We start from the raw sequence: 25,650 nt of genomic DNA on the forward strand, positions 1-25,650 counted from the left end.
GCAGAGTTAGTAGTTACTACTCAATAGATAAAGCAAAAGATAGCCCTGAACTTAAAAATTTCTTGGATACTCAATTACCTAAAATTTACCAAGAAAAAGTTGAACCTGAAAAATTAAATACAACTAGAACTAAAGAGATTTTAAAAGTAATACGAGATACTACCTTAGAGACGGTATCTTTAGTAGCACAAGCAAGCTCTGTAGGTGGTATTATAGGCGGTTTGATAGCCAGGGGGGAGAGAGAGGAGCTAATGTAATAGGTGAAGGAGATACTAATTTAGTGCGTATGGAGCGACACAAAGATAAAATAAATAGTTTAAAAACATCAATAGGAAATTATGAAAATAAGAAAGACTTGCTTGAAAAAGAAAGGCAAGCAAAAATAGATACCAAAGCATTAGAAGAGTTTGTACAGCAAACCATGCTCCACTTAAAATATTCCTCTACACATGTTATTAGCTGTGGTCTTGGTGTGGCCCTTGGAGGTGGATGTGAGCTATTACTACACTCAAGCTTTATTATAGGAAATCAAGAACTTAACGCAGGACTTGTAGAACTTGGTGTCGGTTTAATACCAGGATGGGTCGGTGTTACCGAAATGTTTGCTCGAACTAGAGGAGATAAAACTAAACTAATTAAAAATATCAGAAATATTATAGAGCAGAATAAAACAAGCTCGGCAGATTACTTTAAAGCAGATTATGATGTAGAGAATATGCACGTAAATATGAACAAGCATTATATTTTAGATGAAGCTTTAAAATTAAACCTACCTAAAAAGATATTGCCTGCTCCTCATAAAATTACTTTGCCTAAAATAAATTTAGCAACTGAAATGAAACGAATGAAGAAGAGCTACTTGCCTATGAGCGGGAAATATTTTTAGAACTCGCAAAAGATTCAAAAACTATAGAGAAGCTGAAAGTGATTGTGGGGTGAAGGATTATTAAGATATTCTGAATTCTTTATTGTGGTTATGAGATCTTAAAATAATATAAAAAATGGATTAAAATTCAAATGTTGCATGTAATATCTGTAAGTTATATTGATGATTATTATTTAGAATTAGTTTTTGATGATGGAACAAAAGGTATTATAAACCTATATCCACATCTTAAAGGCTCAATTTTTGAGCCGCTTCAAGATAAAAAATAAAGTGACGATAGATGAAGAATTGCAAACTATTAGTTGGTCTAACGGTGCAGATTTTGCTCCGGAATTTTTAAAGGCGAATTTAGATTTCGTTTGAGATTGCTAAAAATAATCTAATTCATAATGATAAGGATAATTCATGTTATACAACGCATAAATAGCATTATATATATAAATGAGATCAAATTCGTTATGGTTCTGCTCTTATAAATTGGTCACTTTGTAATATATACCAAGTTTAAACTCAGAATCTTCGCTGAGGTCTAAAGCTGTATAATAAGACTCTTGTGCTTTTAGTATAAGACTGTTTGAGGCGTAACAATCTCCTTTAATATAATCAAGGTAAGGATTATTAATCGATGTCATTCCTGCAGAAGCGGGAATCCAGTAATCTTTAATGTCATCCCGCAATTTGATTGCGGGATCTCAGGATACAGTCTGTGATACAAGATCCCGTGGTCAAGCCACGGGATGACACAGAAAAGGAGTGGATCCCCGCTTTCGCGGGAATGACATAAAACGAACCATGCAACAACGCTACTCCACAATAATACTACCTATAGTACCACGATAGTAAGTCTGAGGGTCATACATAGCTTCGCTGTAAATAGCAGGAGTTGCGAATATGCCCTTATTAACTGCTTTGATTTTATATTGATACGTCATTTTTTGATCAGAAATAGTACCGAAAATCATAACTCTATCATCACGATTATTTATATATATCGGTTTCCATATCATTACTTCCTGCGTGCGTTCTAATATATTTACGTTGTTGTTATCCGGTAAAAGCTCGAAGCCTGCCGGTAATAAGTCAAGTATTACCATATTGTTCAAGGTTTTATTACTACCTGAACGCATGGTGATTTCCACCGTAATATTATCACCTAATTTTACTTTACTAACCTCTTTATTATTTTCATCGAGATATTTTTTGGTTATTTCTATGCCTTTAACTATCTCTTTATTTTCTGTTAATTGCTTATCATAGCCTGAAGTTAAAAGCTGATAGAAAAAGCCGTTACTTGAGGAAGTTAAGTTGATTTCTTGAACACCGTTTGCAGGAATCTCATCCAGCATTATTTTGCTACCTGCTAAAGATGTTTTTTGATGCTTTATAACTTCTTGGGTTTGGTTATTTATTGTATAATCTACCTTAATACTCGCCTCATCTACATTATTTATTTTATCGGCATAGGCAAGACTTGCCATAATTGCATAGCTTGCTGATAGACTATTATAGTTGTCTTTAGCAAAAAGAGCTATATCCTGTACAATTTTTGGGTCAAAGTTTTTTAATCTTTCAGGGAAATGCAGAGAAATTAGGTATAAATACTGACTATATTTTATTAGAGGATTATAGTATTGATAATCTGTTTTTGATATCGGTTTGTTTAGAGTAAATCTATCTAATAATTTATCCGCTTCTTCATTCATTTGCAGCATTTTATAGCTAGCTGCTAAATAAACGCTAGTCAAATCATCCTGTCATGTATTTTTATGGTACTCGTCTAAATATTTTAAAATATTTGCAATATAGCTTGTAGTAATAACACTATTTTTCGTCAGGATATAAACCGCATATGCCTTTTCTCTTGCTTCATCTAAGGAGTTTATTGATCTGTTAGCCATATTCTCTAAATAGTAAATACCTTGATTAAATATATCACTTGGAACGGCTAAATATCTAGTTGCTCCCTCGCTTAAGAAATGCATAGCATAAACGGAAATAAATGGATCGGAATCGTCGTTAAAATTGTTCCAATATCTAAATCCACCGTCGTAATTTTGACGTTCCGATAAAGTTTGAAATATTTTCGATAATGATTCATCCATTTTTTTACGATTAGTTTTAAGAATCTGAACTAGCTCTTGTTCATTATATAATAAAATATTGGCAAAATTTTGGCTTATTAATTGTTCAGTACAGCCATAAGGATAATTATCTAGGAAATCTTTAAAACCGGAAATAATAGCAAGCGGCGATTTAGAAGCGGAAATTTGCAGTTTAGCAAATTCAGGATATAAATCCCGCAAGATTTTTAAATTAGCTTTATTGCCGGTAATGAAGCCTGTATCAACTGTTGTAACGTTAGGGCTAGCAGGGCGAATGCTCGTAGTACTAGTTAATTCGGAGCTATGTACTACTGCCATAGATATTATACCCGGTTTAGGTGATTTATAGAAGCCACAACCTTTAAATCTGCCGAACCGAGTTTATCAGTCGCTTTTAATTTAACATTAATAGTAGCTTCCTTATTTTCGTCTATCGGTATCTCTTTAGGATAATCTAATATTTTAAGTCCTTCGCTTGTTTCAATATTTAGAAAAACCTGAGCGTTTCCTGAATCTTTTAGGTTATTAAATATTGTTACCGGTACTGTAAATTCATCATTCGGAGCTACAAATAAAGGTAAATTTGGATTGATAATAAGATCGGATTGAACTAATAAATCAGCTTTGGAAGTTCCTATAGCGTCAAGGCTTGAGGCTACCCCTATAACTCTTAAAGTGCCGTTAAATAGCTTGGTATAGCTAGACCATAGTAAATAGGTACATACTATGCTAATATATATGTTATAAATGATAATAAATAAATTATGGCAAGCAGTTACAGTTACGATTTAAGAATGAAACTATTCAAAGCTCTAGATGATGGGCTCTCAATTGTTAAAGCATGTAAAATATTCAATATAGGTCGTAACACTATATATAGATGGAAAACTCTTAAATGGGAAACAGGAGATATAAAAGCAAAACCTTATGGTCCAGCAAAGGGTTATAATGCAAAAATAAATCTCAAAGAATTTGAAGAATTAATTATCAATAATCATGATAAAACAGCTAAAGAATTAAGTATTATACTAGGTAATAGATTACAAAGAACTAGAATAAATTACTATAGAAAACTACTAGGGTACACTTATAAAAAAAAGTCATCTTCATCCCAGAAGGGATATTGGTTTAAGGAATGAATTTATAGAAAAGATACAGCAAATTTCTAAAGAAACTCTAGTATTCATTGATGAGTCAGGAATAGAAGATAATGCTTGTAGAGAATATGGATGGAGTATAAAAGGTACTAGATGTTATGGAAACAAAGTGTATCAACATAAATCCAGGATCAGTATGATAGCGGGGCTTCGTAATAATCAAATTATAGCGCCAGTAATATTTGAAGGAAATTGTAATAAAGAAATATTTACAACCTATGTAGAGACTATATTAACTAAAGAATTACATCCTGGACAAACAGTAATTATGGATAATATCAACTTCCATAAGAATAATATAATAAGAGAATTAATCGAGTCGGTTGGGTGCAGAATTTTATTCTTACCTACATATAGCCCAGACTTAAATCCTATAGAACATTATTGGTTTAAGATTAAGAACGAAATAAGAAAAGTTACGGGGCAATTCAAAGATATCAGTATGGCTGTAGAACACGTACTAAAGTTTATTTAACTGTACCTATTTACTATGGTCTAGCTATAACGCATTAATTATGGCTAAAGCGAGATAAAAAAGATATAAAAACTGTCATACCGGGTTGTTCCCGGTATCCAGAAAACCTTAAAAAGTTTTGGATCCCATGGTCAAGCCACGGGATGACAAATTAATAGCATACCATTTTTATTTAACCCTAGCTATAGTACGTAAAATTTCTTAATATTTGTGCAAACTCTTCTTGGTTAGAATATTCTAATGTGGTTTTATCTTGTATCTGATTTTTAAACCAAGTAACTTGTCTTTTAGTATACTGACGGGTTCGTATTTGAGCTGCATTTAAAGCCTCATCTAAAGTGAGATTGCCGTTTAAATAAGCTAAAATTTCTTTTATCCCTATTGCTTTTAAATTCGAATAATGTTGTGGGGTGAATTGTCTTTTTATTAAAGCAATTTCGTCAATTGCCCCTTCTTTAAATATCTTATCTAAACGCTCATCACATGTTTTATACAAAAATTTTCGCTCAGGATTTAAGAAGATAATTTTGAAATTAAAATCAGATAAGATTTGTTCTTTTAGCAAGGTTTGAAAGGAAAAAATAGATTTACCGGTTTGCATGAATACTTCATAAGCTCTAATTAAACGTTGAGTATCATTTTGGTTTATTTTAGAAGCAGTAAGTGGGTCAAGCTTCTCTAATTTATTCCATAATTCTATATTGCCTATTTTACTATGCAATTCTCTAACTTCTTTGCGTAAATCCTCCATTATATCAGGAATATTATTATAGCCAAAAACTAGAGAATTGATATATAAGCCCGTTCCTCCTATTAATATGGGTAGTTTACCCCTGCCGGTTATTTCTTTTATTTTTTCTGTCGCAAGTTTTAGATATTTTATTACCGAGAAATCTTCTGTAATTGATAGAAAATTATATAAATAGTAAGTAACTTCAGTTTTATAGCTTTTCGGAGGGGAGGCGGTAATAATAGGAATTTCCTTATAAACCTGCATTGAGTCGATATTAATGATTTCGCCGTTATAAGCTTTAGCCAATTCATGCCCTAAATAAGACTTCCCGCTAGCAGTCGGCCCGCATAATATAATTATATTCAAATGATTTGAAGAATTGTTTCTGCAAAACTTCGGAGGACTCGCATGCTCACCTATTAAGTATAGGCTGTGCGTGCTCGCTCCTTGTTTTACATTCCAATTCTTCAAATCATTTGAATATATTTCTTTCTTTGTCACTTGTTTAAACTATTTTATGTATTCGGTGTCATACCGTGGCTGACCACGGTATCCAGTCTTACGGAATTAGAATCGAAAATTTAATGTTTTTAATTTTTTCTAGATACCGTGGTCAAGCCACGGTATGACAACAAAAAGTACTGGATTCCCGCTTTTAGCTAGGAATGACATTAATACCCTTAAACGATTTCATCAGTATTAATAGTATTTCCTAAAGTCTTAGTATTAGCATTACTATCTGCTGGTCCACTAAATGTTATTGTACCAAATTTGTTGTCATAACTAATAGTTGGACCACTAAATAAGCCTGCGTCATTGTAGTCAAGAACTAAACTATTTAGACCGTTAGATGCTGCTACATCACTGTTAAGTTTAAAAATAAGAGGATTATTAGTAGGCTCAAGGTCTTTATTTTTTATTACCAATGGTGCCTTGTTGGTAATGTTAATATTTAATGTATTTGCACCTGTTGCTGTTATTGTAACTAATTTAGCATCAACAGATGATGTATCGATTAGGTCTGTTGTATATTAATTTAATGTAAGAAAAATATATAAAATAATACTTTAGAAAGCAATAATTTTTTAATAATTAATTAATAGCCCGTATTTTTCAAGATATTTATTAATTATAGTTATTATTTTTTCTAAACCATCCTTATTAGCTGATTCAGCCCTTGCAACTATAATAGATTCGGTATTAGAGCTACGCAAGAGCCACCAACCATGCTCAGTATTTACCCGTACACCGTCAATATCGTTAAATTCTATTTTATCATCAAGTAACTTTTGCTTTATTTCTTCTATAATTTTTAGTTTTAACTCTGAAGAAACAAATATTTTAATTTCCGGTGTACTATAGCTTTTGGGTAACTCGTCTATTATCTCATCTAGAGTTTTATCCGATTTGCTAAGTAAATCTAAAAGTCTAAGAGCTGCATAAATTGCATCATCAAAGCCAAAATATTTATCGGCAAAGAATATATGCCCGCTCATTTCACCGGCGAGTAAAGCCTTTGTCTCAAGCATTTTGCTTTTAATAAAAGGATGGCCTGTTCGCCATATTATAGGATTTCCACCGAATAATTTTATTTTATCAACGATGAACCGGCTGGCTTTTACATCGACTATTATAGTGGCATTTGGGTTTTCCTTTAAGATATCCTCAGCAAATATACATAAAATTTGATCACCGAATAATATCTTCCCGCTTGAGCTGATAATACCGATTCTATCACCGTCACCGTCAAAAGCTATACCAAGGTCACAATTTTGTTCTTTAACTAATTTAATTAGCTCTTGTAAATTAGCAGGGTTAGTAGGGTCGGGGTGATGGCTTGGAAAATTCCCGTCAATCTTACTATTTATGATTATATTCTTGTTAGCTAAATGTTTTTTTAGTTCTTCAATAATATTGCTGGTTGCTCCGTTACCGCAATCCCAAGCTACTTTTAATTTTGGATTAATATTTATTCCATCTAAAATACGTTTTAGGTATTTAGATTGGATGTCGTAAGGAGTTATTGTCATACCGCGGCTTGACTGCGGGATCCAGTTAATATCACTATGGATACCGTGGTCAAGCCACGGTATGACATTAATCTTTGCTAGTAAATCCTGGATTTGAGGACCGAAAAAAGATTTGCCGTTTTGCAACATTTTAAAACCGTTATCGTCACGAGGGTTATGTGATCCCGTGACCATAATACTACCGACAGGCATAAAGTGTTTATTGGCAAAATATAAAACCGGCGTTGAAACTACGCCAATATTTATGATTTTAGCTCCTGCATCAGTTAATCCTAGTTCTAAAGCTTTACAAAGGGTAGGGGAGCTGAGCCGACCGTCTAAACCTATACAGATTTTATCGTTATCTTTCGTTATAGTCATCTCGGCGAAACAAAAGCCGATTTTATAAGCTACTTCTTCCGTTAAATCCTTAAGGCTATTACCTCGTATGTCATAAGCCCTAAAAATTTCTTTGTTAATTTGCATAAAAAACTGTTTTGAATGTTATTACATGGTTCGGAAAACGTATTCAATGTCATGCCGTGGCTTGACCACGCCATAAAAACAATTTATAGTAGTCAATTCTACTGGATCCCGTGGTCAAGCCACGGGATGACATCGAAAAGGATTGGATCCCCGCTTTTAGCTAGGGATGACATCGGAATCTAGAAGCTAAAGCTTTCTCCCAAATACACTTCCTTAACTTTCTTGCTATTTGCTATTTCCTTAGCACTTCCTTCTAATAATACTTTACCTTCAAAAATAACATAAGCACGGTCGACTATATCTAGAGTATCACGTACGTTATGGTCGGTAATTAATATGCCTATATTAAATTCACGTAAATAAGTAATTAGATTTTTGATATCGGAAATAGCAAGCGGGTCAATACCGGCAAGCGGTTCATCAAGCATGATAAATTTAGGCTCTATTGCAAGTGAACGTGCAATCTCAAGCCTACGCCTTTCACCGCCTGATAAGTTAGCAGCGGATGAATCTTTTAAATGAACTATCGAAAATTTCTCTAGCAAATTATGGGTTTTTTGTTCAATTACTTCTTTATCATTTTCAGATATCTCAACTACAGCTTTAATATTATCCTCAACTGATAATCCCCGAAATATCGAAGGTTCTTGAAGAAGATAACCGATTCCAAGTCTTGCTCGTAAATAAATAGGCAAGTTGGTAATATTTATATCATTTAAAAGTAATTGCCCTGAGCCCGGTTTCATTAAACCGATAATAATGTTAAAGCAAGTTGTTTTACCGGCTCCGTTCGGACCGAATAAACCAACTATCTCTCCTTGTTTTATATTCAGAGATATATCAGTTAATATATTCCTTTTTTTGTAGGATTTTGATATATTTTTAACTTGTAAGCTGTCCATCTTTTTTATTTGTTAAGATTTTGTTGCGTGGATTAATTTTCAACGTCATTGCGAGAAAATTACGTAAGTAATTGACGAAGCAATCCAGTTTAAAAATGCTAATCTTTAGCATTTTTTTAATTATTTTCTGGATTGCAACACTCCTTGCAGTCGCTCACAATGACGTACCAACGATAAATAGCTCTATTTCTTAATAATATCTACATAGTAGATTAGTTTATTAGTTTTTAAAACATTATCGTCACGCTGTAATATTACATTACCAAGTAGAATAAGTTGTTTATTATCGAAAAAATATTTAGCACTATCTGCAAGTAATAATTCATTATTTATTTTTCTTTCTACAGTCAATTTAGTAGGGACAACTACATGATCAATAGTTTGCTTTTCAGCTATTGTTTTATAAAAAATATATAATTCTTTCGTTCTAAGTATCGCATTATCGAAGTAAACAACAACATTTCCAAGATATTCTGCCTTTTGTTTGGTTCTATCAATAATTAAAGTATCAGATGTTATATGTAAATTTGAAATATTTTTATCATTAGCATATATTACGGTACTAATTATAAGAAGTAAAACAAGTTTAATAATAGACATCTTTCTAAACTTCGCTTCTAGAGGTAATTTAGACGTCGATCCGGTACTCGCATCCTCACGTATGTCTATATACGCTGCGGTGCTGCGCTCCGTGTCTCCTTTAAATTCCTCTCTATAAGTTGGTCTAGAAAGATGTCTAATCCGATAAATCGATGATTGTAGAGACATTGCTTTTAAAAATTATAATATTATTTTCATCCTTCGTATTAAAACTATCCGAAGTAATTGAAGAGTTTTTGTAAAGTAACTTAGTAGGGGAATGACCGGTTATATTCTTATTTACTAAATCAATCCTTGCATAGTTAGTGTTAAATATGATCTCATCAAAAAAAAGTTTTACATCGTTTTTTAAATCTAATATGTTTGATTCTTCATCTAAAAAGCCTTCTTTCGCATTGATAATAAGAGTTTGGTCTTGATTTACGTTATAAATAGCATTTATTATATCTAGTTTATATTTGTTATCTGACTCTTTTGTAGCTCGCTCAGTTTTAATCTTATACGCATTTAAATTTTTATTTACTCCCTCAAAAATTGAATCTTTCAATATAATATTATATTTTAAATCAAAATTTTTAGTATCTTTTAAACTTTTTTTTGTAACGTTAATATCGTTTTCTTCATTAATATAACCACTTTTAATTAATATATACCCTATATACAAAATTCCAACTATTATTAAAAGATATACAGATTTCCAAATTTTTTTTCGCCGTTTATAAGAAGAGGGCATAGATTTTAGCTAACTCCTATGCGTAGTAAATCATGAATATGGATAATGCCTATAATAACATTATCATCAACAATCGGTATATTAGTGATATTCTTGGCTTTCATTAAATTTAAAGTCTCTTTTGCAAATATTTCCGATGAGATATGAATAGGGTTTTTGGTCATAATGCTTGATGCTGTTTTTAAGTAGATTTGATCGTTAATATGACGACGTAAATCCCCATCGGTTATAATTCCCACCAAATTTTGGTTTTTATCTGTTACAAGTGTACAACCTAAACGTTTTTTATTCATAACAATTATAGTTTCGGCAAAGGAAGTATCTTCATATACTAAAGGTATTTCATCACCGCTACGCATTAGGTTTTTAACTTTTGTTAAATTAGCACCGATTGTACCTCCCGGATGATAAATTTTAAAATCATCTTTAGTAAAGCCTCGTTTTTCATGTATAACAGTCATTAAAGCATCACCGAGTGATAACATTATTAAAGATGATATAGTAGGAGCTCCAATTACAGAAGCTTCCGGGTATTCAGGTACTATTAATAAAAAATCGCTTCTTTTAGCTAAAGTGGAATTTTTATTCATTGTCATCGCAGCAATTTTTATGGAAGAGTTCTTGCAATATTCAATTATATTAAATAGCTCTTTAGTTTCACCGGAATTAGATAGCATAATTACTAGATCATTTCTCGTCACCATACCTAAATCGCCGTGACTTGCTTCTGCCGGATGTAAATAAAAAGCAGGCATACCGGTTGAGGAAAAGCTAGCTGCTATTTTTTTTGCAATATAACCGCTTTTACCTATACCCGTTAAAATTACCCGTCCTTTGAAAGATAGTAAAAATTCTATAATTCTGTTAAAATCTTCAGGGATATTTTCGGATAATTTTTCTAAAGCACTTGCTTCACTAGAAATAACCCTCTTTGCGATAATGCGGTAATTATTTGTGTTGGTCATTTATTTACTCATTGTCATACCGTGGCTTGTCCACGGTATGACAAGATCAATTAAAATACTTACGTTCTGTAATTACTTCAGCCGTTTCAGTATTATTATCTTCATTCCAAGCTCGTTTTTTACTAGAATCACGTCGCTGCTCAGGTTCTGAATTTTCCTTAGCATTATTAACATTATTTTTTGGTTTTGGATTATTTGAAGATTTATCCTTATCGGTATTTTTAATAGTTAATTTTGCTTTGCCTTTATTATCAAAACCTATTAGCTTAACTTTTACTATATCGCCTTGTTTTAAAACACTACTAACCGTTTCTATTCTTTCTTCTGAAATTTCACTAATATGAACAAAGCCGTCTTTATTACCTAAATAATTAATAAAAGCACCGGAATCTAAGACTTTCATTACCGTACCGTTAAATATTTCACCGATTTCAGGTTCAACGGCAATAGCTTTAATTTTATCTAAGGCAACTTTTAACTTATCTCTATCTGAAGCATAAACAGAAACGCTGCCGTCATCGCTTATATCTATTTTAGCACCGCTAGTTTCACAAATTTCCTTTATTACTTTACCGCCCGGTCCTATAATATCTCTAATTTTATCCTTATCTATTTTTATAGTAGTAGTAGAAGGAGCATTTTTACTTAGTTCGCTATTTGGTTTACTGATAACTTTATTCATTTGCTCCAGTATATGCAAACGACCGAGTCGTGCTTGCTCTAAAGCTACTTTCATTATTTTAAAATCTACTCCGGATATTTTGATATCCATTTGTAATGCAGTAATCCCTTCACTAGTTCCTGCAACCTTAAAGTCCATATCACCGAAATAATCTTCATCACCGAGAATATCCGATAATACGGCAAATTTTTTGCCTTCCTTAATAAGTCCCATAGCAATACCCGCAACCGGTGCTTTTATCGGTACGCCGGCATACATTAAAGCAAGAGAACTACTGCAAACAGTTGCCATTGAAGAAGAACCGTTAGACTCCGTAGTTTCGGCAACTACTCTAATAGAATAAGGAAATTGTACTTTATTAGGTAATATTGGATTGATAGCACGCCATGCGAGTTTACCGTGTCCGACTTCACGACGACTAGGTGCTTTCATCGGCATTGCTTCATTTACAGAGTAGGGCGGAAAGATATAATTAAGCATAAAACGCTCTTTATACTCACCCTCTAAACTGTCAACTATCTGCTCATCTAAACTAGTACCGAATGTAGTGCTAACTAAGCTTTGCGTTTCGCCTCTAGTAAATAAAGCTGAACCGTGTGCGGAAGGTAGTAAACCTATTTCACAAGCAATTTGTCTTATATCCGTGGTACTTCTTCCATCGATACGTCTATTTTTTTCTAAAATCTCGTTACGTAATATATCTGATTCAATAGATTTTAAAGCCGATTCGATTTGATAATTACTATATTTTTTATTTTCTATGTCGCTTACAAAATGTGTAAGAACTTTTTCAGGTATTAAATCTAAATTAGTGCTACGTTCTTGTTTAGATTTAATCGCAAAAGCTTGTTCAATTTCTTTTACAAATAACTTCTCAATTTCTTTCTTTAATGAGGCAGGATATAAATCTTGCATTTCAAGCTTTGGTTTTTTAGCTTCTTCTGCTAGTTCTTTAATTATCTTTATTACCGGCTGGAAGCTTTCAAATCCAAATTTTACGGCTTCTAACATTTGTTCTTCAGAGAGTAAATGAGCTTCCGATTCAACCATCATTACTGAATCTGATGTTCCTGCAACTACTAAATCAAGCTGACTTGTTTTTAATAATTCAAGTGCCGGATTTAAAACAAATTCACCGTTGATTAAACCGACTTTACTTGCAGCAACTATTTCTAGATAAGGAGCAGGGGATAGGCTAAGTGCAGCCGATGCGCCGATAATTGCAAGTATATCTACCGGAGTTTCAGGATCATATGAAAGAACACTGCAAGTTACATGCGTTTCATTCACAAAAGCCGGATGAAATAACGGTCTAATCGGTCTATCTATTAAACGAGATACTAAAACTTCTCTATCTGATGCTTTCCCTTCACGTTTAAAAAATCCTCCGGGGATTTTACCGGCAGCATACGCCATTTCTCTATAATTAATCGTTAAAGGAAAAAAGCTGATACCTTCTTTTGCTTTTTTAGCTACTACTGCTGTACATAATAAAACGGAATTACCCATTTTTACCGTAACTGCTCCGTCAGCTTGCCTTGCTATTTTACCTGTACTAAGCTCAAGAATTTTCCCGTCCCATGTAACACTCTTAGTTATTTCGTTAAACATCTATTTATCTCAATTTCATAATTTATATTTTATTCAAGGTTGTCATACCGTGGCTTGACCACGGGTATGACACTAGGTCAAGTTGCGGTATGATATTTGTACTACTTAATCTTTCTAATTCCTAGCTTACTTATTAAATCTAAATATTCGCTAACATTATTCTTTTTAATATAGTTAAGTAATCTGCGGCGACGTCCGACTAAAATTAATAATCCGCGTCTTGAAGTATGATCTTTATGGTTAGATTTAAAATGCTCGGTTAAATTATTGATTCTTTCAGTTAAGATAGCACATTGCACCGCACTTGAACCTGTATCATTTTCCGTTATAGCATATTCTTTAATTAATTGTTGTTTACGTTCTGTAGTAATCGACATCGATAATTTCTCCTTAAATATATAGACTTCTAGTTTTAAAAGAAGTCTTGTGTTAAATTAAATACTCGTAAAGAATTAAAGCAACTCTTGTTTAAGCTACCTATTGCAAGCAAAACACCTTTATAGCGAACCCATAAAAGATTAACGTCTTTTTCATAATTAAATAAACATTTCTGTCCGTATTTAATTTGCTGTGCTTGGCTGTCAGTTGCATCAAGAACCAGGATGTCGTCCAGTATTGCTTCTATCTTTATGCTTTTTTCCTCTAGGGAATTTTTGGTAATTTCGTCAGGCGATTTAATTCGGATAGCATTTTCTTCTTTAAATATTCCAACCTGAGTACGGCGTAATTCTATCACAAATCCTAAACTTTGCAAGGACAATGCCAAATCTTCTGCTAAAGTCCTTATATAAGTACCTTTTGAGCATTCCGTATAGTATATAGCGGTAGCATTTTTCTCATCAAAATTTAAACATTTTAGATCATAAATAGTTATATTTCGTGGCTTTAATTCTACTTCTTTCCCCTCTCTTGCCAATTTATAAGCTCTTACGCCGTTAACTTTAAGAGCTGAAAAAGCCGGCGGTATTTGTGTTACGTTACCGATAAATTTAGAACATACGGCATAAGCCTCTTCTTGAGAAGGGATATAATCTTTCGTTGCTATTACTTTACCGGCATAATCGCCGCTATCTGTTTGTGTTCCAAATTTTACGGTAAAAATATAGGCTTTTCTAGCATTAATTAGTAGCTGTATTAGTTTTGTAGCTTCACCTACGGCAAGTGGTAATACTCCTTCCGCTTCTACGTCTAGAGTACCTGCATGCCCTATCTTAACTTTACCGAGTATTTTTTTTACTATACTAACAAGTTTAGCAGAACTTATGCCTCTTGGCTTATAAATATTTAACCAATAATTACTCATTTTAATTTGACTTAAATTTAGAAAATCTTTAATATATAACTCTAGCCAATTAGTATTGTTGTATAGATCAGGAAAAGCTCTAGATGTCATTCCCGCGTAGGCGGGGATCTAGGGTAAAGCAAGATAAATCGAGCTTTTCAAAAAATCCTTTAAAAAGCTTTAAAGTACTGGATTCCCGCTTTCGCGGGAATGACATGCAGTTCATACAACAAAGCTCCAATTACATGATAGGTTAGACCAAATAATGACGATTAACCCCAATAATATAGAAAATTCTTCCTCTAAAATCAATACCTGTCTTTCTAAACTTACCGATTATATCTGGCCTATAAAACGCCACGAAGTTTCTAAATTTTTATTCATCACCTTATTAATGTTCTGTATTTTATTTATCCAAAATCTAATTAGAGCTTTAAAAGATAGTATTGTTACTACTATGATAGGCGCCGAGACTATCTCGTTTTTGAAGTTTTGGGGAGTGATGCCGTCAGCTTTCTTAATGACTGCTATCTATGTAAAGCTTGTTAATAGGATGAAAGCAGAAAATATATTTTATCTTATTATATCAATTTTTTTAACATTCTTTGCTTTATTTGCCTACGTTATTTTTCCAAATCATGAAATGCTGCATTTAAGCCCTGTAAACATTCAAAATTTAACGGCAAGTTTACCTAATTTAAAATGGTTTATACTGCTTTTATCAAAATGGAGTTTTTCACTATTTTATATAATAGCCGAATTATGGCCAAACGTAGTTTTTGCATTACTTTTTTGGCAGTTTGTTAATAATATTACTACAGTGGAAGAATCTAAAAGATTTTATCCGTTATTCGGTTTACTTAGTCAAACAGGTATTTATTTAGCAGGGCAGTTTTTAGAAAATCTAAGTAATATTAATGATTACGTAACTAATAAATTTGCATTGCAATCGTCTTTTCATACACTTTCTATACAAATTATACTAACTATAGTATTAATTTTAGGTATAATAGCTATTAAAACTTTTTGGCTGCTTAATCATAAAGTACTAGACAAAGAGCATATGGCGTTACTCAGGTTTAAAGCAAAGAAAAAATCTATGACTATTGCCGAAAGTTTTCAAATGATTCTATCGTCAAGACATATTAGATTAATTGCAACTTTGCTTATCTGCTATGGCATTGCCATTAATTTAGTAGAAGGTCCTTGGAAAGCAGCAGCTACTAAAATTTATAAAACTCCAACCGAATATGCAGCTTTTATAGGAAGTTATTTGAGCTATACCGGAGTATTTACTATTTTATTTGTCGTACTTGGTTCAAATATAGTTAGAAGACTTGGCTGGTTTACGGCAGCTGTTATCACACCTTTAATAGTTTTTATTACCGGTATATTATTTTTTGCCGTTAATAATTTTGAAGGATTTGCCGGCTTAATAATAGCAAATTTTATCCTAACCGATCCTGCTTTAATTGCTATAACAATAGGTGCTATTCAAAATGTGCTTAGTAAATCAAGCAAATATACCTTATTTGATTCAACAAAAGAAATGGCCTATGTTCCTTTAGATCCGGAAATAAAAATAAAAGGTAAAGCTGCTGCCGACGTGATAGGTACAAAACTCGGTAAATCCGGTAGTGCATTTTTACAATCATTGGTATTTATAATATTACCTTCCGCTAGTTATCAATCTATTTCCATCTGTTTAATGATTATATTTATAATTACTTGCTTAACTTGGCTTTGGGCAACTAAAGAACTCAATAAAGAATATAAAAATTCTATTAAATTTTCTCAATAATAATATCAAGTTTTTTCTTGATATTACTAAAATCTCTATATACTATCTTTGACAGTATAACACAAACTGTGAAAAAGATGTAGTACTTGCATGGATCGGTCTTTTTGGTGTCACCCCGTGGTCAAGTCACGGGGTGACAGCGGAAAATTTGTGCTAATTAATTTTTGGTTAAATTAGAGGTTTTATGAGTAAAGATAATACTGGATATGAAAATGATGAAAGATATGAATCCGATATAGATGAAAAAAAACAAGAACAAGCTGCTCCCGCTCAACCTACACTAGATGCAGCTGACGATGGTTTTATCGTTACTTCTGCATCTTCTGCTCAATCTACCCCTTCAATTAGTGCTTTATTGGACAATATCTCTCCTGACGGTCAGACATCAGACCCAATAACCAAGGTTGTAAGAGAAACAATTATACAACCGCAAAAAGATAATTTAATAGAACAAATATTAAAGGACCTGGCAGCCTTTGCAGACCGTGATTTAGCTGAACAAAAAAGAAAAGAAATAGAAGAAGAAAAAGATAAAACATTAAATGCTTTTTTCGGTAATCCGGCTAATAGAAAATTTATTGATAAGGCTTTAGAAAATCCTGAGCTTAAAAAGAAATTAGAATTAATAGAAATAGCCGGCTATAAAAATGTTCATAATACATTTAGTGCCGCTAGTGGATACCCTGGTGGATTTAAGCCGGTACAGTGGAAAAATCAAGTAAGTGCAAGCGATCTTAGAGCAACAGTAGTTAAAAATGATGCAGGTGATGAACTCTGTACCTTAAATGAAACAACTGTTAAAACTAAGCCTTTTACTGTAGCTAAACAAGACGGTACTCAGGTTCAGATCAGCTCATATAGAGAAATAGATTTTCCTATAAAACTTGATAAAGCCGATGGGTCAATGCATTTATCGATGGTAGCATTAAAAGCTGATGGCACAAAGCCCTCCAAAGATAAAGCCGTATATTTCACTGCCCACTACGAAGAAGGACCAAACGGTAAACCTCAACTTAAAGAAATAAGCTCACCGAAACCTTTAAAATTTGCTGGAACCGGAGATGACGCAATAGCTTATATAGAGCATGGTGGAGAAATTTATACACTTGCGGTAACACGCGGTAAATATAAAGAAATGGTGAAAGAGGTAGAACTAAACCAAGGGCAGAGCGTTGACTTATCACAAGCCGAAGATCTTATAATAGGACAAGGGCAAAGTAAGGCACTAGAAACAAACGAACCTACAATAAATCTAAATCAAGGATTACAGTCATCTATTGAAACGCCTACGCCTACTCAAACTACACAGATGCCACAGTCGCAACAAGTGAATCCAAACCTCCTTAATGCAGCTACAGCTTTATCAGGCAGCATGCAAGATTTATTAAATTATGTAAATGCAGGTTTAACAAAAGAAACTGACGGCAATAAACAAATTGATTTAATTAAAGAAGCAGCCACGGTAATTCTTAATAATGAGAAAAGTGATATTGCTGAAAAGCAGGCTAATATCATTGCTTTAACTGAAAATACGGTCAATAATAACGACCTCACACCGGACACAAAAGTAGCTGGAGTAAATGCGGTATTAGAAACCATAAAAAATGATCAGAATACCCCAGACCTAGAAAAATCAAAAATGCTTGAAGCTACAGTAGCTATCGCTTTAAATTCAGAGAATCTTGAACCGAAGCAAAAACAGCAGATGTTAGAAAAGGCAGTAGATGTCGGTTTAAGTCTTAAAGATGATGCAAGTAGAGCTGCGGCAATTGACGGTATTACGGATGCTGCAATAAAAAGTAACCTTTCTACTGAAGATAAAGGGACAATGCTTATAGCAGTAGGTGATAAGGTTAATGCCTCTGAATTAAGCAATGCGGAAAAACAAAAATTATTAGGTTCTGTATTAAAGAAAGGTGTAGAAGCCCAAGTTCTCAGCCCGGAACAACAACAATTGATGCAACAGAATTTAGATAAGATTACGGCGGAACAAACTAAAAAAGATACAATAAAAAAAGTAAATGATATTTTATTTGATCCTTTAAGTAATACTGAATTAAAAACAACAAACATACAAGCCATTACATCTAATGTTTTAAATAGTCCGGCTAAAGTAGAGGTAAAAAGTGAAATAATTGAAGGAATTACTAACACAGTTGCAGGAAGCTCGCTTGAAGCTAAAGACAAAGCAGAGATTGTTAAAGGGGTAGGCGAGACTATAGCTACTCATAGTGATACCTCTTTATCCTTACCGGGTAAAGCACTTATTATTGCATCAGCGGAAAAAGGTATTGCAGAAAGTAAGACTGATTTACCTGATAGAGAGCTAATGACTAAAGGATTAGTAGACGGTATTTATGAAGGCAAAGGAGGTCCTGAAATAACTAAGGCAGTTTCTAGCGGGATCGATAATAGTAATATTAATAACTCTGAGAAAGAAGCACTTAAAAAAGCTAAAGATGCAGCGAGTGAGGCAGCTTTAGATAGAGAAACTCAAAATTTAACTGAAGGGTTAAAAGGACAGAATATAGAAGAACCCAAGCCTCGCGATGATATATATAACAAAGCCCAAGATGTAGCTAATGCATTAAAAAATGTTATTACCCCTGTTTTAGATGCTCATCCTGAAAAACGTGAAGTCTCAAAAGAAGAAGTTGTGAAAAAAACTTCAAATATATTAAATGATATCTCTAAGCTTGCAGTTGAGAAAGTCAATAATTTTCGTGCTATGCTTTCTCCAGATGGTAATCTTAAAACTCTCGAAGAAAAAAGAGCTGAATCAACAAAAAAAGTAGATGAGCTGGTAAAGGAATTTGGTACTAAATCTTCTACTGAAGAACAGCAAAGTTTCATTAAAGCTAATTTAATTGATGATAAAACTTTATCTAAAGAGGTACGTTTACAAACTATAGATAAGTTATTACAAGAACAGGCACAAAAACGAGCAGACGCAGTTGAAAACCGTAGTGTTAAAACGAAAGATGTAAGGGTAGTATCAGGACAGTCTGAATTAAAACCTATAAGTAAAGATGAGCCGGATATTGAAAAAGCTAAAATGGTAGTAGAAAGAGATAGAGTTAATATCAAAGATAATATAAAAATTATGGGAGCATTAATGAATGCAAGAGATAGCATTCAGTCGAAAAATTTAAATAAATCAACACCTATTAAAAGAGATTCTTCTCCTCCACAACGCTGATCAAGATTTGTATTCTGTATATTATAAAGGCAAGCTGCCATCCTGATTATGTTTTGATATCATTTATGTCATCCCCGCGGAAGCGGGAATCTAGTAAAACATATAAAAAATAAGTTTTTTATATGTTTATTTTATCAAATATGTAACTTCTGTATCAATATTAAAGTTATTTTTCCAGATTCCCGCTTCCGCGGGGATGACATAAATGATATCAAAACATAATCAGGATGGCAGCTTGCCTTTATGCATTAGTTTTTAGTTTTTCTTTTCCAGCTAAACATTTTACTAAATTATTAACGGCTTGTTGTTCTTCCGTGCTATTAATTTTCATAAAATTTCTTGAAACTTCAATGCACATACGTTGATGTTGAGTATGTACGGGCTGCGGTTTATTAGCTTCTTCTAAACCTTCAAAGAAATAATCAATATTCCTATCTAAAGCTTCTGCGATTAGTACTAGCCTTCCTACAGAAATTCTATTAATTGCTTTTTCGTATTTTTGTAATTGTTGATGAGTAACATCAATTACTTCAGCAAGTTGTTGACGAGACAGCCCCTTAGCGAGTCTTAAAGAATAAATTTTCTTGCCGATAAAACTATCGATTTTTTGTATAATATCGTTTTTTCTACCCATTATCTTCTCCTTGGTTACTAATTATATCTATATTTAAAAATTTTCTTTGAACAAAAATGATATTATCCTATATTATTATAAAACATGTGGTATTAATAATTTAATACCATTAAACTTATCCAATTGTAAGTAGAAATAATACCATAAATTAATATTATAAGCAACTATAAAATAATATTTTTTAAGTTTTTTGTAATCATTTGGTAAATAATTATTAAAGAATCGTGCAAAATTATTTCTTATCAAATAAAAATATCATAAGAACTTTAAAATTATTTTAAAGATAAAATATGAATATCTTATGTTTTAAAAACTTATTTACTGAAGCATAAATTACAATTTATAAAAAAAATAAAATTTTGGTGTATTATAGAAAAATATAAAATTAATGCAAGGGAAAATTTCATTTCTATATTAATATTTCAAATCAAGGATTAAAGTAATGAGAAAAATTTTTAATTGTCTTTACGTAGCCTTATTTAGAACAATAGAAGATGATGGCGTTGAACATTCGGGATATATGTCATTCATGATACTTTTATCTATTTTCCCTTTCCTAGTATTTTTATTAGCTTTAACAAGCTTTTTAGGAGCTTCAGAACTTGGTCAAAATTTTATACAAATTTTTCTAGAGAGTCTTCCGGAGCAAGCGACGGAATCAATAGAAAAGAGAATACGAGAATTACTAAGTGCTCCTCCTCAAAGTTTAATGAATCTTGCCATAGTAGGCAGTATTTGGACTGCTTCTTCTTTTGTAGAATGTTTAAGGACTATTTTAAATCGTGTATATCAAATAAAATCTCCCCCCCCTTATATAAGAAGAAGATTACTTAGTATTATACAGTTTCTTATAATTAGTGCCTTGATTACCTTTACTATGTTTCTTTTGGTGGTGATTCCAATATTATTTACAAAAATTCCGATAATATTAGAGACCATTGAAAAATATAAGATCATTTTAAATTTTATAAGATATTCTTTAATTTTAATTTTATTATTTTTAGGTGCCTCGTCTTTGTATTATATATTACCTAATGTAAAACTAAATTTTATTGATGTATTCCCAGGGGCTTTATTAACTGTGATATTATGGATAATAAGCGGCTATTTGCTTTCAACTTATATAGTCTACTATAATCAATTAAATCTAATGTATGGTTCCCTTGGTAGTATAATAGTTACATTAATATTCTTCTATATTATAAATATGATATTTATCTATGGTGCGGAATTTAATTATCTAATGAAAAATTATGAAAATATAGAGTGAAGTGCGGCTTAAAGCACTTCATAAGTATTTAGTTTTACAAAAATAAAATAATTAATTGAAACAATTTCGGCAGTTTTATATTTAAAACTTTATATCAATCTTTATTTTAGTTGTAAAAAAAACAATTATTTTTTAGTTTTTAGGTTTTGTGAACAAAATACAAATTATTTAAAAAACTCTGGTTTAAATAACATAAAGCTATCCTGAGATGATGTAGGTAATGGAGTTAAATTATATTGCGGATCGAAAGCGTTCCCATAAATTTTTTCTATTTTTTGGAGCGAATTTGGAGATTTTAAAGCCAATAATATTGATTTTAAAATAGTAAAAATTGCTATATACGGATCGGTTTCGGGGGAAGATAAGCGATGTTCTAAACGTTTTGGAAAAGAATTTGGAATTCTTACGGCTACGCTTCTATTATTTCCACCGTACGATATATGTGTAGGAGCCATAAATTTTTTATTTATCCGTGAATAATCTAGAGTAGTCGGCATAAAAGCGAGTAGGGTGTCTAACATATAGTGACATAGCCCTTGTGCTGCTAAAATTATATAATAATCATTGAAATCGGAATTAAAATTAATATGAAAATGCATACTATTACCATAATCATCCAAAAACGGCTTAGGAGAAAAATCTATATAACCGTTTAACTGCTGTGCCATTTTTTTTAAAATAGTTTTAACCTCTAATATATTTTTTATATATTGTATTAAGTTTACAGAAGGAGGGAGATCTATTTCAAATTGGTTATTGCCTTTTTCTTTTTTTATTTTAGAAATTTTAAATCTAGCTAAGTATTTTCTTGAAAGTATTTCAAATTTAGCTATATCAATATTGTGGCTTAAATAAAACTCTATTTCTACGCCGATAATAGGGATTAGGTTATAGTCTTGATGAAATTGTGCTATTATTTTTTCCAGCTGTTTATTTTTTTGTAAACGACCGGATAAAGTATTAATAAAACTATTATAATTAATATGGGGTATTTTCATGGAAGGATTAATAAACGGATCAGTTTATTATAAAATTTTTGATAAAACATTCAATAATTCTAGTCATAGATATATAAAAAAAAATAACTCTATAAATGAAACAGAAATAGTTGAAAACAAAAAATCTATTACTACTTATTTTAAAGCACAAGATATTTTAATTTTAAACCAAGTACATGGCAATCAAATTGTTAATGCTGATGAGTTCATAATTGCCGTACCTGAGGCAGATGGAAGCATTACAACTAAGAAAAATTTAGTATTAGCGGTACAATCGGCAGATTGTGTACCGGTATTACTTGCAAGCGGCGACGGTAAAATAATCGGAGCGGCACATGCAGGTTGGAAAGGAAGTATAAATAATATTATTAGTAATATAGTTACTAAAATGACAGAAAAAGGAGCAAAGAATTTAATAGCAGTGATAGGTCCTGCTATAGCTCAAAGTTCATATGAAGTTGATGATGAATATTATAAAGCTTTCTTAAGTAAGGATATTAACAATAAACAGTTTTTTATAAACTCTATAAAAGAAAATCATTATATGTTTGATTTACCGGCTTTTGTAGAGTTAAAACTTAAAGAAGCAGGCGTCAAAGATATAAAAAATATTGCTGAAGATACTTACACAAATCCGTTAAAATATCCAAGTAAAAGATGCTTATATCATTTGCAAGAACCTTATAATCAGAACATATTATCAGCTATCATAATTAAATAATGGTATTACTAAATAAATATTGATGGTTTGAAAAAGCTACGTCATTGCAAGGAGGCGTTGTTGCATGGATCGAAAAACGCACTGGGTGTCATACCGTGGCTTGACCACGGGGTCCAGAAAAATTAAAATACTAATAATCTTAGTATTTTAAACTGGATCCCGCGATCAAGTCGCGGGATGACACTGGAAAAACTGATACACGCAACAATGCTCGCTCGCAATAACGATATCTATCTTTATTTAGCAATGCAAAAATAACTCTTCATTTATCCGGAGTATATTAATGAATCAAGAGAAACATTACTATCAAATAGTTTATGCACCAAACGATATTTTTAAAAAACAAGCAGAATATATAGACATTGTTGATGATAATATTCGTACTATTGTTGATAAAACGCTTCAGACTTTACATATAGAAAGGGCAGTGGGCTTGGGTGCTAATATGGTAGGAATATTAAAGCGTATAGCGGTAGTTGACCTACATGAAAATAATAAATCATCGCCTATAGTTTTTATTAATCCGGAAATAACTTATTTTTCGGAAGAAAAACAAACTTTTATTGAGGGTTCTTTATCGTTTCCAGGCATTGAAGCATCTATTACACGATCAAAAGCAATCAAGGTAAAGTATCTTGATTATAACGGTAATAAGCAAGAACTAGCAGCAGAAGGCTTTTTAGCAACTGTAATTCAGCATGAAATAGATTATTAAACGGCAAAACTTTCTTAGATTATTTATCAAAACTTAAGCGTGATACACTACTTAAAAAGATGCTAAAGCATATAAAACTCCATCCTCCACATATTCACGGTAGCGGTTGTAGGCATTAATTAATTCTTAAAATTTATTTTTTATTAATAAATATGGAGGAAATATTTTATGTATCAACAACAACCGAATATATCTAATCAATATCCGGAAGAATGCTATATATCACAAGAAAAAGGAATACTTAGAACACCTCGCAATTTATACAATAATTCATTAGAAAATATACCATTTGCAAAACAGACAATTAAAGATTTACAAAAGACTTTAGTATTCGGAATTGCCGACGCCGCAACACTTCTAGCATATCTTTGTTATAACGGTTTTGGTGACAAACTAAATCTATAGATAAAATAAAGTTATTTATAGCTGTAGGAAAAAACTTAGGTAGCGAAATATGTACGCGATATATGGAAGGACAAAATGATGAAACTTTTGACCTTGCTGAATTTTTACAAAATAATCCAAAATATTCTCAAAATCTTTTAAATAAAGCCGAGCGATTTGCTAATATATGTAAATCTAATGCAACAAATACTTCTAATGATACTGTATTATATAAGGATACAGTTTTAGAAGCTTTTCGTCCATTTCTTAGAGCGTATTTGCTTGATATTTTTAAAATTCATTTAACATTACAAGATAAAATAGAGTATTATGGACATAGAGGAACTATAAAGTATAGCTAGACCATAGTAAATAGGTACATACTATGCTAATATATATGTTATAAATGATAATAAATAAATTATGGCAAGCAGTTACAGTTACGATTTAAGAATGAAACTATTCAAAGCTCTAGATGATGGGCTCTCAATTGTTAAAGCATGTAAAATATTCAATATAGGTCGTAACACTATATATAGATGGAAAACTCTTAAATGGGAAACAGGAGATATAAAAGCAAAACCTTATGGTCCAGCAAAGGGTTATAATGCAAAAATAAATCTCAAAGAATTTGAAGAATTAATTATCAATAATCATGATAAAACAGCTAAAGAATTAAGTATTATACTAGGTAATAGATTACAAAGAACTAGAATAAATTACTATAGAAAACTACTAGGGTACACTTATAAAAAAAAGTCATCTTCATCCCAGAAGGGATATTGGTTTAAGGAATGAATTTATAGAAAAGATACAGCAAATTTCTAAAGAAACTCTAGTATTCATTGATGAGTCAGGAATAGAAGATAATGCTTGTAGAGAATATGGATGGAGTATAAAAGGTACTAGATGTTATGGAAACAAAGTGTATCAACATAAATCCAGGATCAGTATGATAGCGGGGCTTCGTAATAATCAAATTATAGCGCCAGTAATATTTGAAGGAAATTGTAATAAAGAAATATTTACAACCTATGTAGAGACTATATTAACTAAAGAATTACATCCTGGACAAACAGTAATTATGGATAATATCAACTTCCATAAGAATAATATAATAAGAGAATTAATCGAGTCGGTTGGGTGCAGAATTTTATTCTTACCTACATATAGCCCAGACTTAAATCCTATAGAACATTATTGGTTTAAGATTAAGAACGAAATAAGAAAAGTTACGGGGCAATTCAAAGATATCAGTATGGCTGTAGAACACGTACTAAAGTTTATTTAACTGTACCTATTTAC

The 25,650-nt window shown here is 31.9% G+C and carries 22 protein-coding genes and 5 pseudogenes; 13 read left to right on the forward strand and 14 right to left on the reverse strand.

Features of this window, described 5'->3' with window-relative positions:
• Positions 1-62 precede the first annotated feature (62 nt).
• From REIP_RS04855 to REIP_RS11725, 3 genes and pseudogenes are all read left to right on the forward strand, one after another.
• Positions 63-257, forward strand: a complete 195-nt coding sequence (locus tag REIP_RS04855; RefSeq protein WP_231569239.1) for a hypothetical protein — start codon at positions 63-65, stop codon at positions 255-257.
• Between the two features lie 74 nt (positions 258-331).
• Positions 332-939: pseudogene (locus tag REIP_RS11000) on the forward strand (enoyl-CoA hydratase-related protein); the annotation flags it as partial.
• 78 nt (positions 940-1,017) lie between these two features.
• Positions 1,018-1,155: a DUF2442 domain-containing protein gene (locus REIP_RS11725; RefSeq protein WP_197069205.1), complete on the forward strand. Its 138-nt coding sequence runs from the start codon at positions 1,018-1,020 to the stop codon at positions 1,153-1,155.
• A gap of 534 nt (positions 1,156-1,689) precedes the next feature.
• Here REIP_RS11725 and REIP_RS04875 read toward each other — a convergent pair.
• Positions 1,690-3,674, reverse strand: a pseudogene (locus REIP_RS04875) (alpha-2-macroglobulin family protein); the annotation flags it as partial.
• Between the two features lie 78 nt (positions 3,675-3,752).
• On the opposite strand from REIP_RS04875, the gene REIP_RS09600 reads away from it, so the two are divergent.
• Positions 3,753-4,620 (forward strand): IS630 family transposase gene (locus REIP_RS09600; protein ID WP_156147374.1). Its coding sequence is split into 2 segments (ribosomal slippage): positions 3,753-4,079 and positions 4,081-4,620, totalling 867 coding nucleotides; the frame shifts between segments, so codons are not numbered across the junction.
• A 178-nt stretch (positions 4,621-4,798) separates the two neighbouring features.
• Here REIP_RS09600 and miaA read toward each other — a convergent pair.
• The 4 genes and pseudogenes from miaA to REIP_RS13675 form a co-directional block, all read right to left on the reverse strand.
• The gene (gene miaA / locus REIP_RS04890) at positions 4,799-5,854 is read right to left on the reverse strand and encodes a tRNA (adenosine(37)-N6)-dimethylallyltransferase MiaA (protein ID WP_045803962.1); all 1,056 of its coding nucleotides are present in this window, start codon (positions 5,852-5,854) and stop codon (positions 4,799-4,801) included.
• Positions 5,855-6,033: 179 nt separating this feature from the next.
• Positions 6,034-6,279: a hypothetical protein gene (locus REIP_RS04895; RefSeq protein ID WP_231569241.1), complete on the reverse strand. Its 246-nt coding sequence runs from the start codon at positions 6,277-6,279 to the stop codon at positions 6,034-6,036.
• Positions 6,280-6,438: 159 nt separating this feature from the next.
• Positions 6,439-7,365, reverse strand: a pseudogene (locus REIP_RS04900) (phosphomannomutase/phosphoglucomutase); the annotation flags it as partial.
• Between the two features lie 87 nt (positions 7,366-7,452).
• A pseudogene (locus REIP_RS13675) lies at positions 7,453-7,848 on the reverse strand (phosphomannomutase/phosphoglucomutase); the annotation flags it as partial.
• 15 nt (positions 7,849-7,863) lie between these two features.
• Here REIP_RS13675 and REIP_RS12510 point away from each other — a divergent pair.
• Positions 7,864-8,031: a hypothetical protein gene (locus REIP_RS12510; protein ID WP_231569242.1), complete on the forward strand. Its 168-nt coding sequence runs from the start codon at positions 7,864-7,866 to the stop codon at positions 8,029-8,031.
• Here REIP_RS12510 and lptB read toward each other — a convergent pair.
• The 7 genes from lptB to truB all read right to left on the reverse strand — a co-directional run bounded on the left by lptB (position 8,028) and on the right by truB (position 14,644).
• Positions 8,028-8,750: an LPS export ABC transporter ATP-binding protein gene (lptB, locus tag REIP_RS04905; RefSeq protein ID WP_045803965.1), complete on the reverse strand. Its 723-nt coding sequence runs from the start codon at positions 8,748-8,750 to the stop codon at positions 8,028-8,030. The two genes, REIP_RS12510 and lptB, sit on opposite strands and share 4 nt — an antisense overlap.
• 183 nt (positions 8,751-8,933) lie before the next feature.
• On the reverse strand, positions 8,934-9,350 hold the full coding sequence (locus tag REIP_RS04910; RefSeq protein ID WP_081819166.1) for an LptA/OstA family protein: 417 nt from the start codon (positions 9,348-9,350) through the stop codon (positions 8,934-8,936).
• Between the two features lie 136 nt (positions 9,351-9,486).
• Complete coding sequence (gene lptC, locus REIP_RS04915) at positions 9,487-10,083, reverse strand: LPS export ABC transporter periplasmic protein LptC (RefSeq protein WP_045803966.1); 597 nt, start codon at positions 10,081-10,083, stop codon at positions 9,487-9,489.
• 5 nt (positions 10,084-10,088) lie between these two features.
• The gene (locus REIP_RS04920) at positions 10,089-11,048 is read right to left on the reverse strand and encodes an SIS domain-containing protein (protein WP_045803967.1); all 960 of its coding nucleotides are present in this window, start codon (positions 11,046-11,048) and stop codon (positions 10,089-10,091) included.
• A 46-nt stretch (positions 11,049-11,094) separates the two neighbouring features.
• Positions 11,095-13,341, reverse strand: coding sequence for a polyribonucleotide nucleotidyltransferase (gene pnp, locus REIP_RS04925; protein WP_045803968.1), 2,247 nt, complete (start codon positions 13,339-13,341; stop codon positions 11,095-11,097).
• 101 nt (positions 13,342-13,442) lie between these two features.
• Positions 13,443-13,718, reverse strand: a complete 276-nt coding sequence (rpsO, locus tag REIP_RS04930) for a 30S ribosomal protein S15 (RefSeq protein WP_008580203.1) — start codon at positions 13,716-13,718, stop codon at positions 13,443-13,445.
• A gap of 35 nt (positions 13,719-13,753) precedes the next feature.
• Complete coding sequence (truB, locus tag REIP_RS04935; protein ID WP_045804332.1) at positions 13,754-14,644, reverse strand: tRNA pseudouridine(55) synthase TruB; 891 nt, start codon at positions 14,642-14,644, stop codon at positions 13,754-13,756.
• Positions 14,645-14,888: 244 nt separating this feature from the next.
• On the opposite strand from truB, the gene tlc4 reads away from it, so the two are divergent.
• Together tlc4 and REIP_RS04945 are read left to right on the forward strand one after the other, a co-directional pair.
• Positions 14,889-16,424 (forward strand): NTP/NDP exchange transporter Tlc4, encoded by a 1,536-nt coding sequence (gene tlc4 / locus REIP_RS04940; RefSeq protein ID WP_045803969.1) that lies wholly within the window; start codon positions 14,889-14,891, stop codon positions 16,422-16,424.
• Positions 16,425-16,608: 184 nt separating this feature from the next.
• On the forward strand, positions 16,609-19,623 hold the full coding sequence (locus tag REIP_RS04945; protein ID WP_045803970.1) for a Sca4 family spreading effector: 3,015 nt from the start codon (positions 16,609-16,611) through the stop codon (positions 19,621-19,623).
• A 241-nt stretch (positions 19,624-19,864) separates the two neighbouring features.
• Here REIP_RS04945 and REIP_RS04950 read toward each other — a convergent pair whose 3' ends face one another.
• Complete coding sequence (locus REIP_RS04950; protein ID WP_011271056.1) at positions 19,865-20,257, reverse strand: helix-turn-helix domain-containing protein; 393 nt, start codon at positions 20,255-20,257, stop codon at positions 19,865-19,867.
• Positions 20,258-20,699: 442 nt separating this feature from the next.
• On the opposite strand from REIP_RS04950, the gene REIP_RS04955 reads away from it, so the two are divergent.
• A complete protein-coding gene (locus REIP_RS04955; protein ID WP_014014351.1) occupies positions 20,700-21,527 on the forward strand; it encodes a YihY/virulence factor BrkB family protein in 828 nt (275 codons plus the stop codon).
• A 164-nt stretch (positions 21,528-21,691) separates the two neighbouring features.
• On the opposite strand, the gene REIP_RS04960 is transcribed toward REIP_RS04955, so the two are convergent.
• Complete coding sequence (locus REIP_RS04960) at positions 21,692-22,525, reverse strand: glutamine synthetase family protein (protein WP_023508179.1); 834 nt, start codon at positions 22,523-22,525, stop codon at positions 21,692-21,694.
• Between REIP_RS04960 and pgeF the strand changes: the two genes are divergently transcribed.
• From pgeF to REIP_RS09610, 5 genes and pseudogenes are all read left to right on the forward strand, one after another.
• Positions 22,524-23,246: a peptidoglycan editing factor PgeF gene (gene pgeF / locus REIP_RS04965; protein WP_045803971.1), complete on the forward strand. Its 723-nt coding sequence runs from the start codon at positions 22,524-22,526 to the stop codon at positions 23,244-23,246. The genes REIP_RS04960 and pgeF overlap by 2 nt on opposite strands.
• A 283-nt stretch (positions 23,247-23,529) precedes the next feature.
• Positions 23,530-24,080, forward strand: a pseudogene (gene def / locus REIP_RS04970) (peptide deformylase).
• Between the two features lie 49 nt (positions 24,081-24,129).
• On the forward strand, positions 24,130-24,366 hold the full coding sequence (locus REIP_RS04975) for a hypothetical protein (RefSeq protein ID WP_023508182.1): 237 nt from the start codon (positions 24,130-24,132) through the stop codon (positions 24,364-24,366).
• Positions 24,367-24,428: 62 nt separating this feature from the next.
• Positions 24,429-24,707, forward strand: a complete 279-nt coding sequence (locus REIP_RS04980) for a hypothetical protein (protein ID WP_045803972.1) — start codon at positions 24,429-24,431, stop codon at positions 24,705-24,707.
• 61 nt (positions 24,708-24,768) lie between these two features.
• A protein-coding gene (locus REIP_RS09610) for an IS630 family transposase (RefSeq protein ID WP_156147374.1) occupies positions 24,769-25,636 on the forward strand; the annotation gives its coding sequence in 2 pieces (ribosomal slippage) (positions 24,769-25,095 and positions 25,097-25,636; 867 coding nt in all).
• The last annotated feature ends 14 nt before the right edge of the window (positions 25,637-25,650 follow it).

This window comes from Rickettsia endosymbiont of Ixodes pacificus (assembly GCF_000965155.1).
Lineage (GTDB): Bacteria > Pseudomonadota > Alphaproteobacteria > Rickettsiales > Rickettsiaceae > Rickettsia > Rickettsia tamurae.

Coding starts and splice junctions, on each gene's coding strand:
- REIP_RS11725 (WP_197069205.1), top strand. CDS start 1,018: ATGTTGCATGTAATATCTGTAAGTTATATTGATGATTATTATTTAGAA.
- REIP_RS12510 (WP_231569242.1), top strand. CDS start 7,864: ATGTTATTACATGGTTCGGAAAACGTATTCAATGTCATGCCGTGGCTT.
- lptB (WP_045803965.1), bottom strand. CDS start 8,750: ATGGACAGCTTACAAGTTAAAAATATATCAAAATCCTACAAAAAAAGG.
- REIP_RS04910 (WP_081819166.1), bottom strand. CDS start 9,350: ATGTCTATTATTAAACTTGTTTTACTTCTTATAATTAGTACCGTAATA.
- lptC (WP_045803966.1), bottom strand. CDS start 10,083: ATGCCCTCTTCTTATAAACGGCGAAAAAAAATTTGGAAATCTGTATAT.
- REIP_RS04920 (WP_045803967.1), bottom strand. CDS start 11,048: ATGACCAACACAAATAATTACCGCATTATCGCAAAGAGGGTTATTTCT.
- pnp (WP_045803968.1), bottom strand. CDS start 13,341: ATGTTTAACGAAATAACTAAGAGTGTTACATGGGACGGGAAAATTCTT.
- rpsO (WP_008580203.1), bottom strand. CDS start 13,718: ATGTCGATTACTACAGAACGTAAACAACAATTAATTAAAGAATATGCT.
- truB (WP_045804332.1), bottom strand. CDS start 14,644: ATGAGTAATTATTGGTTAAATATTTATAAGCCAAGAGGCATAAGTTCT.
- tlc4 (WP_045803969.1), top strand. CDS start 14,889: ATGACGATTAACCCCAATAATATAGAAAATTCTTCCTCTAAAATCAAT.
- REIP_RS04945 (WP_045803970.1), top strand. CDS start 16,609: ATGAGTAAAGATAATACTGGATATGAAAATGATGAAAGATATGAATCC.
- REIP_RS04950 (WP_011271056.1), bottom strand. CDS start 20,257: ATGGGTAGAAAAAACGATATTATACAAAAAATCGATAGTTTTATCGGC.
- REIP_RS04955 (WP_014014351.1), top strand. CDS start 20,700: ATGAGAAAAATTTTTAATTGTCTTTACGTAGCCTTATTTAGAACAATA.
- pgeF (WP_045803971.1), top strand. CDS start 22,524: ATGGAAGGATTAATAAACGGATCAGTTTATTATAAAATTTTTGATAAA.
- REIP_RS04960 (WP_023508179.1), bottom strand. CDS start 22,525: ATGAAAATACCCCATATTAATTATAATAGTTTTATTAATACTTTATCC.
- REIP_RS04975 (WP_023508182.1), top strand. CDS start 24,130: ATGTATCAACAACAACCGAATATATCTAATCAATATCCGGAAGAATGC.
- REIP_RS04980 (WP_045803972.1), top strand. CDS start 24,429: ATGGAAGGACAAAATGATGAAACTTTTGACCTTGCTGAATTTTTACAA.